The sequence below is a fragment of the Stenotrophomonas maltophilia genome (assembly GCF_013464915.1).
Lineage (GTDB): Bacteria > Pseudomonadota > Gammaproteobacteria > Xanthomonadales > Xanthomonadaceae > Stenotrophomonas > Stenotrophomonas maltophilia_AT.
The window spans coordinates 19,778-33,460 of sequence record NZ_RAVT01000061.1; the positions used below are offsets into that span (position 1 = coordinate 19,778).

13 protein-coding genes are annotated in these 13,683 nt (G+C 66.8%); 11 read left to right on the top strand and 2 right to left on the bottom strand.

Features of this window, described 5'->3' with window-relative positions; translation table 11 throughout:
* The first annotated feature begins 16 nt into the window (after positions 1–16).
* The 5 genes from lipA (at position 17) to gnd (ending at position 6,504) form a co-directional block, all read left to right on the top strand.
* Positions 17–1,027, top strand: coding sequence for a lipoyl synthase (gene lipA / locus D7T59_RS19015; RefSeq protein ID WP_111173743.1), 1,011 nt, complete (start codon positions 17–19; stop codon positions 1,025–1,027).
* A gap of 295 nt (positions 1,028–1,322) precedes the next feature.
* Positions 1,323–3,500 carry a carboxy terminal-processing peptidase gene (locus D7T59_RS19020; protein ID WP_049447829.1) on the top strand — a complete coding sequence of 726 codons (2,178 nt, stop codon included), beginning with the start codon at positions 1,323–1,325 and terminating at the stop codon, positions 3,498–3,500.
* Positions 3,501–3,744: 244 nt separating this feature from the next.
* On the top strand, positions 3,745–4,335 hold the full coding sequence (locus D7T59_RS19025; protein WP_180852859.1) for a DUF2242 domain-containing protein: 591 nt from the start codon (positions 3,745–3,747) through the stop codon (positions 4,333–4,335).
* A gap of 17 nt (positions 4,336–4,352) precedes the next feature.
* Positions 4,353–5,588, top strand: a complete 1,236-nt coding sequence (locus D7T59_RS19030; protein WP_180852865.1) for a hypothetical protein — start codon at positions 4,353–4,355, stop codon at positions 5,586–5,588.
* 10 nt (positions 5,589–5,598) lie between these two features.
* Positions 5,599–6,504, top strand: a complete 906-nt coding sequence (gene gnd, locus D7T59_RS19035) for a phosphogluconate dehydrogenase (NAD(+)-dependent, decarboxylating) (protein WP_006470430.1) — start codon at positions 5,599–5,601, stop codon at positions 6,502–6,504.
* Positions 6,505–6,685: 181 nt separating this feature from the next.
* Here gnd and D7T59_RS19040 read toward each other — a convergent pair whose 3' ends face one another.
* Entirely contained in the window at positions 6,686–7,729 is a 1,044-nt protein-coding gene (locus D7T59_RS19040; protein WP_180852860.1) for an oxidoreductase, read from the bottom strand.
* A gap of 170 nt (positions 7,730–7,899) precedes the next feature.
* On the opposite strand from D7T59_RS19040, the gene D7T59_RS19045 reads away from it, so the two are divergent.
* From D7T59_RS19045 to D7T59_RS19065, 5 genes are read left to right on the top strand one after another with little or no spacing between them, the layout of a single operon-like run.
* The gene (locus D7T59_RS19045; RefSeq protein WP_049429380.1) at positions 7,900–8,283 is read left to right on the top strand and encodes a BON domain-containing protein; all 384 of its coding nucleotides are present in this window, start codon (positions 7,900–7,902) and stop codon (positions 8,281–8,283) included.
* 53 nt (positions 8,284–8,336) lie between these two features.
* Positions 8,337–8,507: a hypothetical protein gene (locus D7T59_RS19050; RefSeq protein WP_164138647.1), complete on the top strand. Its 171-nt coding sequence runs from the start codon at positions 8,337–8,339 to the stop codon at positions 8,505–8,507.
* A 9-nt stretch (positions 8,508–8,516) separates the two neighbouring features.
* Positions 8,517–10,334 (top strand): sensor histidine kinase, encoded by a 1,818-nt coding sequence (locus D7T59_RS19055; RefSeq protein WP_180852861.1) that lies wholly within the window; start codon positions 8,517–8,519, stop codon positions 10,332–10,334.
* Positions 10,331–10,771 carry a response regulator gene (locus D7T59_RS19060; RefSeq protein ID WP_005411057.1) on the top strand — a complete coding sequence of 147 codons (441 nt, stop codon included), beginning with the start codon at positions 10,331–10,333 and terminating at the stop codon, positions 10,769–10,771. Before D7T59_RS19055 ends, D7T59_RS19060 begins: the two co-directional genes overlap by 4 nt.
* Before the next feature lie 4 nt (positions 10,772–10,775).
* Positions 10,776–12,287 carry an ATP-binding protein gene (locus tag D7T59_RS19065; RefSeq protein WP_180852862.1) on the top strand — a complete coding sequence of 504 codons (1,512 nt, stop codon included), beginning with the start codon at positions 10,776–10,778 and terminating at the stop codon, positions 12,285–12,287.
* 32 nt (positions 12,288–12,319) lie between these two features.
* On the opposite strand, the gene D7T59_RS19070 is transcribed toward D7T59_RS19065, so the two are convergent.
* Positions 12,320–13,069: a proteasome-type protease gene (locus tag D7T59_RS19070; protein ID WP_180852863.1), complete on the bottom strand. Its 750-nt coding sequence runs from the start codon at positions 13,067–13,069 to the stop codon at positions 12,320–12,322.
* A 91-nt stretch (positions 13,070–13,160) separates the two neighbouring features.
* Between D7T59_RS19070 and folK the strand changes: the two genes are divergently transcribed.
* Entirely contained in the window at positions 13,161–13,646 is a 486-nt protein-coding gene (folK, locus tag D7T59_RS19075; protein WP_180852866.1) for a 2-amino-4-hydroxy-6-hydroxymethyldihydropteridine diphosphokinase, read from the top strand.
* Positions 13,647–13,683 lie beyond the last annotated feature (37 nt).

The following is a 13,683-nucleotide window of genomic DNA, read 5'->3' on the forward strand; positions in this document are numbered from 1 at the left end:
GCCCCCCGGAACTGCCATGACTGAAACCACCGCCCGTTCCATTCCCCTGCAGATCGTGCAGGGCGACTCCCCGTCCGCCGCGCCTTTGCAGGCCGGGGTCAAGCAGCTGGGCGGTGACAAGATCAACCGCTCGCCGGTGCAGTTCGCCGACGCACCGGTGCTGCGCAAGCCGTCCTGGATCCGCGTGCGCATTCCTTCGGGCAATGCCGTGCAGAACCTGAAGGCCAAGCTGCGCGAGAACCGCCTGGTGACCGTGTGCGAGGAAGCCAGCTGCCCGAACATCCACGAGTGCTTCGGCCACGGCACCGCCACCTTCATGATCCTGGGCGAGGTCTGCACCCGCCGCTGCTCGTTCTGCGACGTGGCCCACGGCCGCCCGAAGCCGCCGGATGCCAACGAACCGGCCAGCCTCGGCCAGACCGTGGCCGACATGGGCCTGAAGTACGTGGTGGTGACCAGCGTCGACCGCGATGACCTGCGCGACGGCGGTGCCCAGCACTTCGTCGACTGCATCACCGCCATCCGCGAGAAGTCGCCGGGCACCCGCATCGAGGTGCTGACCCCGGACTTCCGTGGCAAGGGCCGCATGGAGCGCGCGCTGGAGATCCTGGCGCAGAACCCGCCGGATGTGTTCAACCACAACATCGAGACCGTGCCGGACCTGTACCGCAACGTGCGCCCGGGTGCGGACTACCAGTGGTCGCTGAACCTGCTGAAGAACTTCAAGGCACAGCACCCGGACGTGCCGACCAAGAGCGGCATCATGCTGGGCCTGGGCGAAGACTTCGAACAGATCAAGGCCACCATGCGCGACCTGCGCGCGCACGATGTGGACATGATCACCATCGGCCAGTACCTGCAGCCGACCGCGCACCACCACCCGGTGCTGAAGTACTGGACCCCGGAAGACTACAAGGCGCTGGAAGACTACGGCTACGAGCTGGGCTTCAGCCACGTGGCCTCCGGCCCGATGGTGCGCTCGTCGTACCACGCCGACGTACAGGCCAAGGGCGCAGGGGTCTCCTGACGCCCCAGGCGGGCGCGGCCCGCCACCTTCGGTGGGTGCAAACCGCCCTGGTGGGTGCGAACCTTGGTTTGTACACCTCTGCCTGCCGTAGAGCCGAACCCATGCTCGGCTGCTTGCTGCCGGCCAGCCGAGCATGGGCTCGGCTCTACATGCATTCACAATTTGCTACACCGGCCCCGCTAGGCTGGTTTTCCACCGAGCGCGGCCGGGTGACAAACCCGGCAACTTTCGGCACTGTCGCGGTGTCTGAACACCACGCAGTCTCCCCCTTGGCAAGGCGCCTCCGAGCACGTCAATGAAATTCAAAGCCCCCGCATTCCTGATGGCCCTGGCGCTGGTCGCGCCGCTGGCGTTGGCGGCCAAGGCCGACTCGCCCGCGTTGCCCGCGGCGGCCACCGCCGACCAGGTGACCACCTCCAAGCTGGTCTACGGCCTGCTGTCCGACAGCCGCTACGCCTACCGCCCGCGCGCGCTGGACGAGGCCACCTCCAAGGACGTGTTCAAGCGCTATCTGGAAACGCTGGACGGCGGCAAGCAGTATTTCACCCAGGCCGACGTGGCGCGCTTCGCGCCCTTCGAAGCCAATATCTCTTCGGCCATCCGTGGCGGCGAGCTGGAGCCGGCGTTCCAGGTGTTCGCCGTCTACAAGCAGCGCGTCGGCGAGCGTGTGGCCTATGCGCGCAAGCTGCTCAAGCAGGAGCCGGACTTCACCACCGACGAGCGCTTCGAGTACGACCGCAAGAAGGTGCCGTGGGCGGCCAGCAGCGCCGAACTGGACGAGCTGTGGCGCAAGTCGGTCAAGAACGACTGGCTGCGCCTGAAGCTGGCCGGCAAGAAGCCGGATGACATCCGCAAGACGCTGGACAAGCGCTACGCGACGCTGGAGAAGTCGGTCAATGAACTGAAGGGCGAAGACGTCTTCCAGTTCTTCATGAACTCGTACACCAGCGCGGTCGATCCGCACACCGATTACTTCACCCCGCGCACCGCCGAGAACTTCAACCAGGCGATGTCGCTGTCGCTGGAAGGTATCGGTGCGCAGCTGCAGCGCCAGGACGACGTGGTGGTGATCCGCGAGATCATCGCCGGTGGCCCGGCGGCGGTGGACGGCACGCTGAAGCCGGGTGACCGCATCGTCGGCGTTGGCCAGGGCAAGTCCGGCCTGGTCGAAGACGTGATCGGCTGGCGCATCGACGATGTCGTGGCCAAGATCCGCGGCGCCAAGGACACCCAGGTCAAGCTGGAGTTCATTCCGGCCGCCGAAGGTGCCGACGGCAAGCACCACACGCTGGTGCTGACCCGGCAGAAGGTGCGCCTGGCCGAACAGGCCGCCAAGGGCGAGACCATGACCATCCCGGCCGCCAACGGCGAGCCGGCGCGCAAGATCGGCGTGATCAAGCTGCCGACCTTCTACCAGGACTTCGAAGGCCGTCGCCGCAATGCCGCCGACTACGCCTCGGCCACCCGCGACGTGGCCAAGCTGCTGGCCGGCTTCAAGAACGACAAGCTGGACGGCGTGGTGCTGGACCTGCGCAACAATGGCGGTGGTTCGCTGGATGAAGCGATTGAACTGACCGGACTGTTCATCGAACAGGGCCCGGTGGTGCAGGTGCGCGAGTCCGGTGGCCGCGTCACCGTCAACAGCGACCGCAACCAGGGCGTGGCGTGGGATGGCCCGCTGGCGGTGCTGATCAACCGTGGTTCGGCCTCGGCCTCGGAAATCTTCGCCGGCGCCATCCAGGACTACGGCCGTGGCCTGGTGATCGGTGAAACCAGCTTCGGCAAGGGCACCGTGCAGAACATCGTCGACCTCGACCGTTGGCCGAGTGGCGAGACCCAGCGCTTCGGCCAGGTCAAGCTGACCATTGCCCAGTTCTTCCGCATCAGCGGCAGCAGCACCCAGCACAAGGGCGTGGTGCCGGACCTGGCCTTCCCGGCCAGCGTCGATGCCACCGAATTCGGCGAGAGCACCTACGACAACGCGCTGCCGTGGACCCGCATCGCCGCCGTGCCGCACACCCAGTACGGCAACTTCGCGCCGCTGCTGCCGAAGCTGGAAACCCGCCACGACACCCGTATCGCCACCGACAAGGAATTCCAGTGGTGGAATGAGGACGTGCAGCAGTTCCGCACCGAAGCGGCGAAGAAGTACATCTCGCTCAACGAGGCGACCCGTCGCGCTGAACGCGAGCGCCAGGACACCCAGCGCAAGGAGCGCCAGGTGCAGCGCAAGGAACTGGGCCTGGCCCTGGACCCGCTGGCCGATGACAGCAGCGATGACGGCCTGACCGGCAACGAGCGCGACATCGTCAAGGATGCCGCGCGCGAGAAGGCTGCCGAGAAGCGTCCGGACCCGCTGCTGCGCGAGTCGGCCTCGATCCTGGCCGACGCGGTGAACCTGCTGGCCAACGACCGACCGCTGTCGGCGCAGGTGCTGCCGCAGTCCACCGGTGCCGGCCGCTGGGCTGACTGATCCGGCAAGTGCATGTGTAACGGAGGGGCCGGCATTGCCGGCCCCTTTTCGTTTGGGCGCCTCGTTCACGGTAGCGCCGGGCCATGCCCGGCGGAAGCGCACGATCCACTTCGCTCGCCGGGCATGGCCCGGCGCTACCGGCGCATGAACCGCCAGCAACGTGGCAGGCGCGTGGCGCCGGTTTCGACCTGCCGCACACGGCTGCGGGACTACCCTTGGCGGTACCGTCCTCGCAGGAGTACCCATGCGGGCCTCCCGTCTTTCCAGTGCTGTTGTGGCGCTTGGCAGCGCCCTGATCCTGTCGGCCTGTGGTGGCCGTGCCGCCGACAGTACCCTGCTGCGCGAATCCTTCGATTCCGGCGATACCTTCTCGCGCACCGTCGATGGCCGCCCGGGGGATGCGTGTGAGGCTGCGCGGCGCACCCTGCTCAGCCAGGGCTATGCCATCGCCCGTTCCGACGCGGCGCAGGTGGAAGGCAACAAGAATTTCCAGCCGCGCGAGGACGATCACGAGCAGCTGGTGCTGCGTATTTCCTGCGCACCGCGGGGGAACCAGACGCTGGTATTCGTCAGTGCCGTGCAGGATCGCTACGCGTTGAAGAAGAGTCCGACCTCGGCCAGTGTCGGTGTCGGTGCGCTCGGATCCGTATCGCTGCCGTTCGGCAGCAATGACGACTCGCTGGTGAAAGTGGCCAGCAGCACGGTCACCGACGCCGAGTTCTATCGTCGCTTCTTCCAGCGCCTGCAACAGTACCTTCCGGCGGAGGCAGGCAAGCCCGTGCCGCCCGCGGCCACACCCCCGGAGCCCACACCGGCCAGCACGGACCAGGGTTGATCGTGCGCGGCAGATGGATGGGCGTGGCCCTGCTGCTGCCCGCGCTGGGCGCGGCTGCCGCGCCACTGGACTGTACGGAAGGCCTTCTGCAGCGGTTGGGATGGCGCTTCGAAGTGCGTGCGATTGGTGCACCGCAGGTGCACGGTGGCCCGGTGTGCACGCGCGCGTCGCTGGCCGAGGCGCACGCGGCGGGCGATCTGCGCGTGCAATGGCCGGCGCAGATGCCCGCTGCAGCGCGCAAGGCGGCGCTGCAGCAGGTGCTGGACGATCCGGCTACGGTTTGCGCCTACGCCTTCGAACTGGGTGCAGCCACGCAACGTGCCGCTACTGCGCTGCAGGGCAATCCAGGATTCCGTTTCTCTGGGTTGCAGCTCGGTTGGATCGGCTTCGGCCTGCACGGCGCACAGGCGCAAGGCTGGCAGCGCACGCGAAGCTTCGGCCGCGGTTTCGTGCCCACTGCGCGCAACAGCCAGGCGCTGCAGGCGTTCTACAGCGGCAATGTGCGCGCCGAATGCGGGGTCGGGCGCCAGGTCGCACAATTGGCCACCCAGCGTGAACTGTATGGCGACACGGCATTCGATGCTGAATTTGCCGCAGGTGAACTGTCGATCGGCACCTTCCTCGCGCTGCACGTTACCGACAGCATCCTGCTCGGCGCGCATGCGGGTGATTTCCTTGCCGATGGCAAGGCCGTGCGCACGTCGGCGATGGGGCGCCAGGCTTTCGTCGGCGTGCCCGGTTTCATCGAGCACGTGTATGACAAGAGCACGCTGGATGATCTGAGCAACCAGGCCGAGAACTTCGTCGTGGTTTCAGTGGGCGGGGACGCTGCGCAGGCCCTGGCGCTGCACGGCGGCCTGGCCTGGTATGACCAGCGCAATGCCGAGCTGTGGAAACTGGCGCAGGACATCCCGCGCGTTGGCCAGCGCTACTTCGAGCGCCTGCTGTTCGAACGCGACCCGGACCTGCGCGCGCGGCTGGAACCACGCTACCACGTCACGCTGGCACGCATGGACCAGCTGCTGGACGATCCGTTCTACCAGCAGTTCGTGATCTATGTGCACCCGCGCGGTATACGTCCCATCGGCTACCACGTCGCCCGGCTGCTCGACCGCAACCCGCGAACGCCGTTTTCGATCGACCTGGCAGTGCACAATCTGCATACCACGCTCTACCGGCGTTGGCGCGAGGCGCAGCTGCGCCACTGCGCGGCTACCGGCAGGCCAGGCAGCCTGACCCTAGACCCCAACTGAAGGTGAAACAATGGATATTGCAATGATCGGCCTCGGCCGCATGGGTGCCAACATGGCCCAGCGCCTGCATCGCGGCGGCCACCGCGTGGTCGGCTACGACCCGGGCGAAGGTGCCCGCCAGCGCGCCGCCGAGGCCGGCCTGGAGGTGGTTGATTCGCTGGCCGCCGCGGTTGCTGCGCTGCCGGTGCCGCGCGTGGTGTGGCTGATGGTGCCGGCCGGCGAAACCGTCGACCAGACCCTGGGCCAACTGACCCCGCACCTGGCCGAAGGTGACATCGTCATCGATGGCGGCAACTCCAACTACCAGGACTCGATCCGCCGTGCGAAGGCGCTGGCCGAGGATGACCTGGGCTACGTCGACTGCGGCACCAGCGGTGGCGTGTGGGGCCTGCAGGAAGGCTACAGCCTGATGGTCGGTGGCGAAGCGTCGGTGGTGGAGCAGATCGCACCGCTGCTGCGCACGCTGGCTCCGGCCGAAGATCGCGGCTGGGCACGTGTCGGTCCGTCTGGCGCCGGCCACTTCACCAAGATGGTCCACAACGGCATCGAATACGGAATGATGCAGGCCTACGCCGAAGGCTTCGCGCTGATGGAGCGCAAGCAGGAGATGGAGCTGGACCTGGCCCAGGTGGCCGAAGTGTGGCGCCACGGCAGCGTGGTGCGTTCGTGGCTGCTGGACCTGAGCACCGAAGCACTCAAGCGAAATCCTTCGCTGGATGGCATCGCACCGTATGTCGAGGATTCCGGCGAAGGTCGCTGGACCGTGGCCGAAGCGATCGCGCTCGATGTGCCGGCACCGGTGATCACCTTGTCGCTGCTGGAGCGCCTGCGCTCGCGTGAATCCAATTCGTTCACCGATCGCCTGCTGTCGGCGATGCGCAACGAATTCGGCGGCCACGCCATCAAGAAGTCGTAGGCACTGTGGTGGGGTAAGAGCCCTTCGTTGCCGAGGGGATCCGACCCCAGGCAGATCGGGGTCGGATCCCTTTCCGCAGGAAAGGGCTCTGACCCCATGCAGCCAGTCGAGCATGACTCGACTCTACAAAAGCCTTCTCCGATCGTTGCCACGTCATCCACGCATGGCGTGGATCTACTGGTCAGTCCAACGCGATTCGCCGCCCTTCGCGCGCGCTGTCCATGCCGGCCTGCAGCAACCGCATCAGCTGCAGCGCCTGCACCGGGCTGACCGTCGGCTCGCCTTCGCCGTGCATCGCGGTGGCGAACTGCGCATACAACCGCCGGTAGTCGCCGGGCAGATTGTCGACCGTCCTGCGCTGCACGTTGTCTTTGGCGTCGCAGCGCACCAGCTCGCCATGCCGCGGGTCGATGCCCCAGCCCGGCGCACCGGGTGCCACTCCGCGTCGCAGCTGGGCTTCCTGCACATCCAGGCCATGTTTGATCCAGCTGGCTTTGCTGCCATGCACGCTGAAGTGCGGCGTCTGTGCTGCCACCAGAGAACCGGAATGCACGATCGCGCGATGCCGCGCGTAGTGCAGTACCGCGTGGAAGTAATCGATGCCGCTGCCGCCTTCGCGCTGCACGGCCAGATCAGCATCGATCGCTTCGGGCCAACCGAACAGCATCAGCATCTGGTCCAGCAGGTGCGGGCCCAGGTCGTACCACAGGCCACTGCCGGGACCGTCCTGTTCGCGCCAGCGCTCGCGCACCTGCGGGCGATAGCGATCGAAGTGCGCATGGCACTCGGCAATGTCGCCCAGCGTCCCGTCCGCAAGCAGCGCCTGCAGCGTGAGGAAGTCGGCATCGAAGCGCCGGTTCTGGAACACGGTGGCGATGCGTCGGGCATCGCGCGCCGCAGCCAATACCGTTTCCGCTTCGGCCACGTCCAGCGCGAACGGCTTGTCGACCAGCACATGCTTGCCCGCCGCCAGTGCCGCGATTGCCAGCGGCGCATGCTGTTCATTCGGCGTGGCGATCACTACGGCATCCACGGCCGGATCGTCGAACACCTCCTGCGGCGTGGCACGCACGTGCACGTCGCTGAACGCGCGCAGCAACGTGTCGCGCTGCGAACTGACGATGCTGTGCAGCGCCAGGCCGGCTGTGTGCTGGATCAGCGGTGCGTGGAAGACACGGCCGGCGAGGCCGTAGCCGATCAGGGCCAGTTGCAGGTCGGGGCGCATGACAGAGCTCCGGCAGGGGGAAGGGCAGGGTAAACGACGCGGGGTCACGGGCCAAAGCTGAACGGTTTTCGTTGCAGATGCTCCGATTCACAACGGCATGACCGCAACGCCACGCCTGCTCTACGTCGGTCTGTCCAGACTGGCAGCACATTCCGAAGGAGTACGACACGATGAGCAATACGACCCGCACGCTGATTGCCTCCGCCCTGACGCTGGGCCTGGCGCTGTCCTCCTCGGCCGCATTCGCCAAGGATCCGGCCGCAAAGAGCCCGCCGACCAGCGCGCATCCGGCGACCCATGCTGATCGCCACGATTCCAACGAGCCGGTGACCGATACCTGGATCACCACCAAGGTGAAGGCCGACCTGCTCGCCAGCAGCAACGTTCCGGGCACCGAGATCAAGGTGGAAACCGTGAACGGCGTGGTCAGCCTGAGCGGTGCCGTGGCCACCCAGGCCGAGAAGGACAAGGCGGTCACCACCGCCAAGGGCATCAAGGGCGTGACCCGCGTCGATGCCGCCGCATTGAAGGTCAGTGCTGCCGCCAAGCGCTGACCCCGGCGGGCGCCCCGATGCGGGGCGCCCGCTGATCTGTAGAGCCGGGGCCCATGCTCGGCTGGAACTCCAAGACAGCCGAGCGTCGGCTCGGCTCTACAGATGTGATTGCCAACCCGTTCAGCCAACCGGGCCGGAAAGCCCAGTGTTGTGACCGCCTGCGCTATATTGCCGGTTCCGCCGCCGTCGGGTTCGTCCCGACCACCGATGCGCGGCTCGGCTGACGAGGAACCATGGCGCTGGTTTTCAGTGACGACATCTGGGACCGCTGGCGGTTGCCGGCCCTGGCGCTGGCGGCCGCCGCGATCATCGTGGTGCCGTGGTTGACCCTGCGCAAACTGCAGCAGGACAACGAGCAGGCGATGGCCTGGGTGAACCATACCCAGGCTGTCGGCGTGGCCCTGCAGCAGCTGCAGGCCGATGTGCGTGATGTCGAGTCGGCGGCGCTGACCCTGTCAAAGGGCGTGGACGCACCGGGCCTGCGCGAGCGCATGGCCAAGGCCAACGACATTCCCGGGCGCCTGGCCGAGCTGGGCCGGATGACCCGCGACAATCCCGACCAGCTGATCCGGATCGGGCGCATCGAATCGATGCTGGAAGGGCGCATGGCACTTGCCCGTGAGCTCGCGAAATCCGAGCCCAACAGCGATCAGCGCGAGCTGGTCCAGGACCTCAGCACGCGCTACCCGATTCGTGGACTGGTTGAAGAACTGCAGGCCAGCGAGCAGAAACTGCTGACATTGCGTGCCGAGCAGGCTGCGCGCCAGCGCAAGCAGACCGAGCTGGTGTCGTGGAGTTCGCTGGTGGTGCAGCTGGCGCTGCTTGGCCTGGTGCTGTGGCTGCTGCAGCGACAGATCGGCCGCCGCCTGCATGCCGAACGACAATCGCTGCGTTCGGCCGCACGTGCGGCCTCGGTGCTGCAGACCGTGCGCGAGCCCATCGTGCTGCTCGACGGCGACCTGCGCGTGCAGCTGCACAATCCGGCCTTCGCCGAGCTGTACGGGCTGCAGGACGAACGTGCCGATGGCCTGCTGCTGGAAACGGTCGGCGACGGCGCCTGGAACGACGCCGTAGTGCGCCAGCGCCTGTCCGACGTGCTGCTGCGCGGCCGCGAGCTGTGGGATTTCGAGCACGAACAGCGCACCGCCGATGGCATGGCGCGTTACATGCTGCTCAATGCGCGGCGCATGCCGTTGCCGGATACCGATGACGAAGTCGTGCTTCTGACCATCAGCGATGTGACGGTGCAGCGTGCCGTGCAGATGCGCGTGGAAGAGCTGAACCGCCAGTTGGAGGGCAAGGTTGCCCAGGTATCCGAAGTCAACCGCGAGCTGGAAGCCTTCAGCTACTCGGTTTCGCACGACCTGCGCGCACCGTTGCGCCACGTTGCTGGTTTCTCCGACAAGCTGTCGCGTCACCTCGGTGATGGCGCCGACGACAAGAGCCGTCATTACCTGGAGGTGATCTCCAGTTCAGCGCGGCGCATGGCGGCATTGATCGACGACCTGCTGGTCTACTCGCGGCTGGGCCGGGTGGCGATGCGCCAGCAGGCGGTGGACATGCAGTCACTGGTGGCCGATACCCGCGCCATGCTCGATTCCAACCTGCAGGCCGAGGCCGAGAACAGCGGCCATGTGCACCAGGTGGAGTGGAACATCGCCCCGCTGCCGATCGTGGTGGGCGACGAGAACATGATCCGCCAGGTCTGGCTGAACCTGCTCGGCAATGCAGTGAAGTATTCGGGCAACCGCGAGCCGGCGAAGATCCGCGTGGACTACCAGCCACAGCCCGATGGCGGTCATCAGTTCACGGTCAGTGACAATGGTGCAGGCTTCGACATGGCGTACGCCGGGAAACTGTTCGGCGTGTTCCAGCGCCTGCACAAGGCCAGTGACTACCCGGGTACCGGCATCGGCCTGGCCAGCGTGCGTCGCGTGCTGACCCGCCATGGCGGCCGTATCTGGGCCGAGGCCGAACCGGACGTCGGCGCCACCTTCCACTTCTACCTGCCTCCCGCGATCGACGCGGACAAACAAGGGCCTTCTGCATGACCACTCTGCGCACCATTCTTCTCGCCGAAGACAGCCCGGCTGATGCCGAAATGGCGATCGACGCCCTGGAAGAGGCGCGTCTGGCCAACCCCATCGTGCACGTCGAGGATGGCGTGGAAGTGATGGACTACCTGCTGCGCCGCGGCGCCTTCGCCAACCGCGAGGAAGGCCTGCCGGCGGTGCTGCTGCTGGATATCAAGATGCCGCGCATGGATGGCCTGGAAGTGCTGCGGCAGATCCGCGAACACGAAGAACTCAAGCGCCTGCCGGTGGTGATCCTGTCGTCCTCCCGCGAGGAAAGCGATCTGGCCCGTAGCTGGGACATGGGCGTGAACGCATACGTGGTCAAGCCGGTGGACGTGGACCAGTTCTTTGGTGCGGTGCAGACCCTGGGCAAGTTCTGGGCGTTGATCAACCAGGCACCGGAACTCGAGTGAGCCCATGCCCTTGACCGGTCCCGCCCTGGGGGCGCTGCGCATCCTGCTGGTGGAGGACTCACCGGAAGATGCCGAGCTGATGTCCGAACAGATGCTCGATGCGGGCCTGGAGGCCCGCTTCGAGCGTGTCGAGAGCGAGGCTGAACTGCGCCAGGCGCTGGCCAGGTTCCAGCCGGACATCGTGCTGTCCGACCTGAGCATGCCGGGGTTCTCCGGTGACGACGCGCTGCGCATCGTGCGCGAGACCTCGCCGGAAGTGCCCTTCATCTTCGTCTCCGGCACCATGGGTGAGGAGAACGCGGTGGCGGCGCTGCAGAAGGGCGCCAACGATTACATCATCAAGCACCTGCCGGCGCGCCTGCCGTCGGCGGTAGCACGTGCGATCCGCGATGCACGCAGCGCGATCGAGCGTGCACGGGTGGAAACCGAATTGATGCGCGCGCAGCGTCTGGAAAGCCTGTCGCTGCTCGCTGCCGGCCTCAGCCACGACCTGCGCAACATCCTGCAGCCGCTGCTGATCATGCCGGATCTGCTGAAGGCGCGCACCGACGATCCGCAGCTGCATCATCTGGCCGATGTCATCGCCGAATGCGGCCGCCGTGGCCATGAGATGGCCGAATCGATGCTGTCGTTCGTGCGCGGTTCGCGCAAGCCGAGCGAGCGCATCGAGATCGATGGCCTGTTCGATGCGGTGGCGCTGCTGTTGCGCAGCAACGTGCCCGACGCCGTGCGCCTGGAACTGCAGGTGCAGGACGAAGGCCTGGTGGTCGATGCCAACTACACCGAACTCCAGCAGGTGATGCTGAACCTGGCGCTCAATGCGATCCAGGCGATGCCCAATGGCGGCCGCCTGAGCCTCACCGCCAGCCATGCCGGCCAGCGCGATGGCGTGGACTGGATGCATATCCGCGTGGCCGACGAAGGCATCGGCATGGATGCGGACACGCTGTCGCACCTGTTCAATCCGTTCTTCACCACCAAGGCCGACGGCACCGGGCTGGGGCTGATTTCCTGCAAGCGCATCGTCGAGGGCGCCGGCGGCAGCATTCATGTCAGCAGCCAGCCGGGGCAGGGTACCTGCTTCGAACTGCGCCTGCCGATGCACGAAGCCGTCGACGGCAGCGAGCCCATCGAGCAGCTGGTGGCACTGGGCAGTGGCCAGTCGATCCTGGTGGTCGATGGCGAGGCCACGCGTCTTTCGCTGCTGGGCAATGCGCTGTCCAGCCAGGGTTACCAGCTGCAGCTGGCGTCCGACGGCCCGGCCGCGCTGCGCTGGATGCAGCAGGAGGCGATGCCTGCGCTGGTGATCGCCGATGCCGGCTCCAAGCTGCTGCCGGCCAGCCAGCTGCTGGGCGAGATGGCCACGCTGGGCTATCGCGGCCCGGCACTGGTACTGGAGGACCCGGCAGTGCCGGTCGCGGCCGATGCATTCCCGGACGGCGTGGAGGTGCATGTGCTGCACAAGCCGCTGCAGATGCAGCAGGTGTTCCGCGCGGTGGCCGAAGCGCTGGGCTGACCGTGGCTCGCCGGGCCATGCCCGGCGGCACGTCAGGTCGGTCGATCCGTGGTTTCCCACGGGAACCGTGGCAGGCTGTCCACCGCCTGTTCCAGCCGCCGCGACCAGTTCTGGTGGATGTCCGCATACAACGCTGAATCCGCGCCGAGCCGCAGCTGCTGGCCGATGCGCAGTTCACCATCGCGCAGCAGCGCCAGGTCGATCGGCAGGCCTACCGACAGGTTGGAGCGGATGGTCGAATCCAGCGACACGATTGCCGTGCGCGCCGCGTCCTCCAGGCGTGTGGCCGGGCTGAGGATGCGGTCGAGGATCGGCTTGCCGTACTTGGACTCACCGATCTGCAGATAGGGCGTCTCCGGCGAAGCAGCGATCGCGTTGCCGAGTGGATAGACCATGTACAGACCCGGCCGCTCGCCGGCGATCTGGCCGCCGAAGATCAGCGTGGCCTGGGTGTTGACCCCGTCATGGCCGTGCTCGCTGTGGCTGCTGTGTACCTGGCTGTCCACCAGCAGCTGGCCGACATACTCGGCAGCCTCGAACAGGTGGGTCATGTCGCGCAGGTTGGGCGTGCGCCGTTCCCCTGCGTCGCGCCCCAGGCGTGACACCAGCAGCTGGGTGGTGGCCAGGTTGCCGGCCGCCATCAGCACGTACGCTGCCTGGCCGGGGTACTCGAACACGTGCAGCTTGCGGTGCACGCGCACATCGTCCAGCGAGGCATTGGTCCGGGTGTCGGCAGCGAAGACCAGGCCCTGGTCCACCTCGATTCCAACGCAATAGGTCATGTCGGTGCCCTATCATGTGCGTCCCGGATTGTAGGCAGGCCGCCGTGACGACGGCATGTCCACGCCCCCCAAGTGCCGTCACCTGAACCGCATGACCACCGTGCTCCTGAGCCTGGGCAGCAACGTCCAGCCCCGCCGCTACCTCCACGCCGCGGTGACGGCCCTGCGCGAGCGCTTTGGCGCACTGCAGGTGTCGCCCGCCTACCGTACCGCCGCGGTCGGCTTCGATGGCCCGGCCTTCCTCAACAATGCGGTAGCGATCGAGACCGACCTGCCGCTGCAGGAACTGGACGACTGGCTGCATGCGCTGGAAGACGCGCACGGCCGCGACCGCAGCGGGCCGCGCTTTTCCGACCGGACCCTGGACATCGACGTGGTGTTCTACGGCGACCTGGTGGTGGAAGGCCCTGGCCACCTGCGAATCCCGCGCCCGGAACTGAAGCATGCCTTCGTGCTGAAGCCGCTGGCGGACATCGCGCCGGGCTTCGTCGACCCGGTCAGTGGGCAGGACCTGGCCACGCTGTGGCGTGCACACAGGCAGTTTGGCGAGGCGTTCGAGGTGGTGGACCTCGGATGACGGAGGTTGCCGGCCAGCGGCCGGCACWACCGGTAGT

Bases quoted from the DNA above. Each gene is read 5' to 3' on its own strand.
- lipA (WP_111173743.1), top strand. From the start codon at position 17: ATGACTGAAACCACCGCCCGTTCCATTCCCCTGCAGATCGTGCAGGGC.
- D7T59_RS19020 (WP_049447829.1), top strand. From the start codon at position 1,323: ATGAAATTCAAAGCCCCCGCATTCCTGATGGCCCTGGCGCTGGTCGCG.
- D7T59_RS19025 (WP_180852859.1), top strand. From the start codon at position 3,745: ATGCGGGCCTCCCGTCTTTCCAGTGCTGTTGTGGCGCTTGGCAGCGCC.
- D7T59_RS19030 (WP_180852865.1), top strand. From the start codon at position 4,353: ATGGGCGTGGCCCTGCTGCTGCCCGCGCTGGGCGCGGCTGCCGCGCCA.
- gnd (WP_006470430.1), top strand. From the start codon at position 5,599: ATGGATATTGCAATGATCGGCCTCGGCCGCATGGGTGCCAACATGGCC.
- D7T59_RS19040 (WP_180852860.1), bottom strand. From the start codon at position 7,729: ATGCGCCCCGACCTGCAACTGGCCCTGATCGGCTACGGCCTCGCCGGC.
- D7T59_RS19045 (WP_049429380.1), top strand. From the start codon at position 7,900: ATGAGCAATACGACCCGCACGCTGATTGCCTCCGCCCTGACGCTGGGC.
- D7T59_RS19050 (WP_164138647.1), top strand. From the start codon at position 8,337: ATGCTCGGCTGGAACTCCAAGACAGCCGAGCGTCGGCTCGGCTCTACA.
- D7T59_RS19055 (WP_180852861.1), top strand. From the start codon at position 8,517: ATGGCGCTGGTTTTCAGTGACGACATCTGGGACCGCTGGCGGTTGCCG.
- D7T59_RS19060 (WP_005411057.1), top strand. From the start codon at position 10,331: ATGACCACTCTGCGCACCATTCTTCTCGCCGAAGACAGCCCGGCTGAT.
- D7T59_RS19065 (WP_180852862.1), top strand. From the start codon at position 10,776: ATGCCCTTGACCGGTCCCGCCCTGGGGGCGCTGCGCATCCTGCTGGTG.
- D7T59_RS19070 (WP_180852863.1), bottom strand. From the start codon at position 13,069: ATGACCTATTGCGTTGGAATCGAGGTGGACCAGGGCCTGGTCTTCGCT.
- folK (WP_180852866.1), top strand. From the start codon at position 13,161: ATGACCACCGTGCTCCTGAGCCTGGGCAGCAACGTCCAGCCCCGCCGC.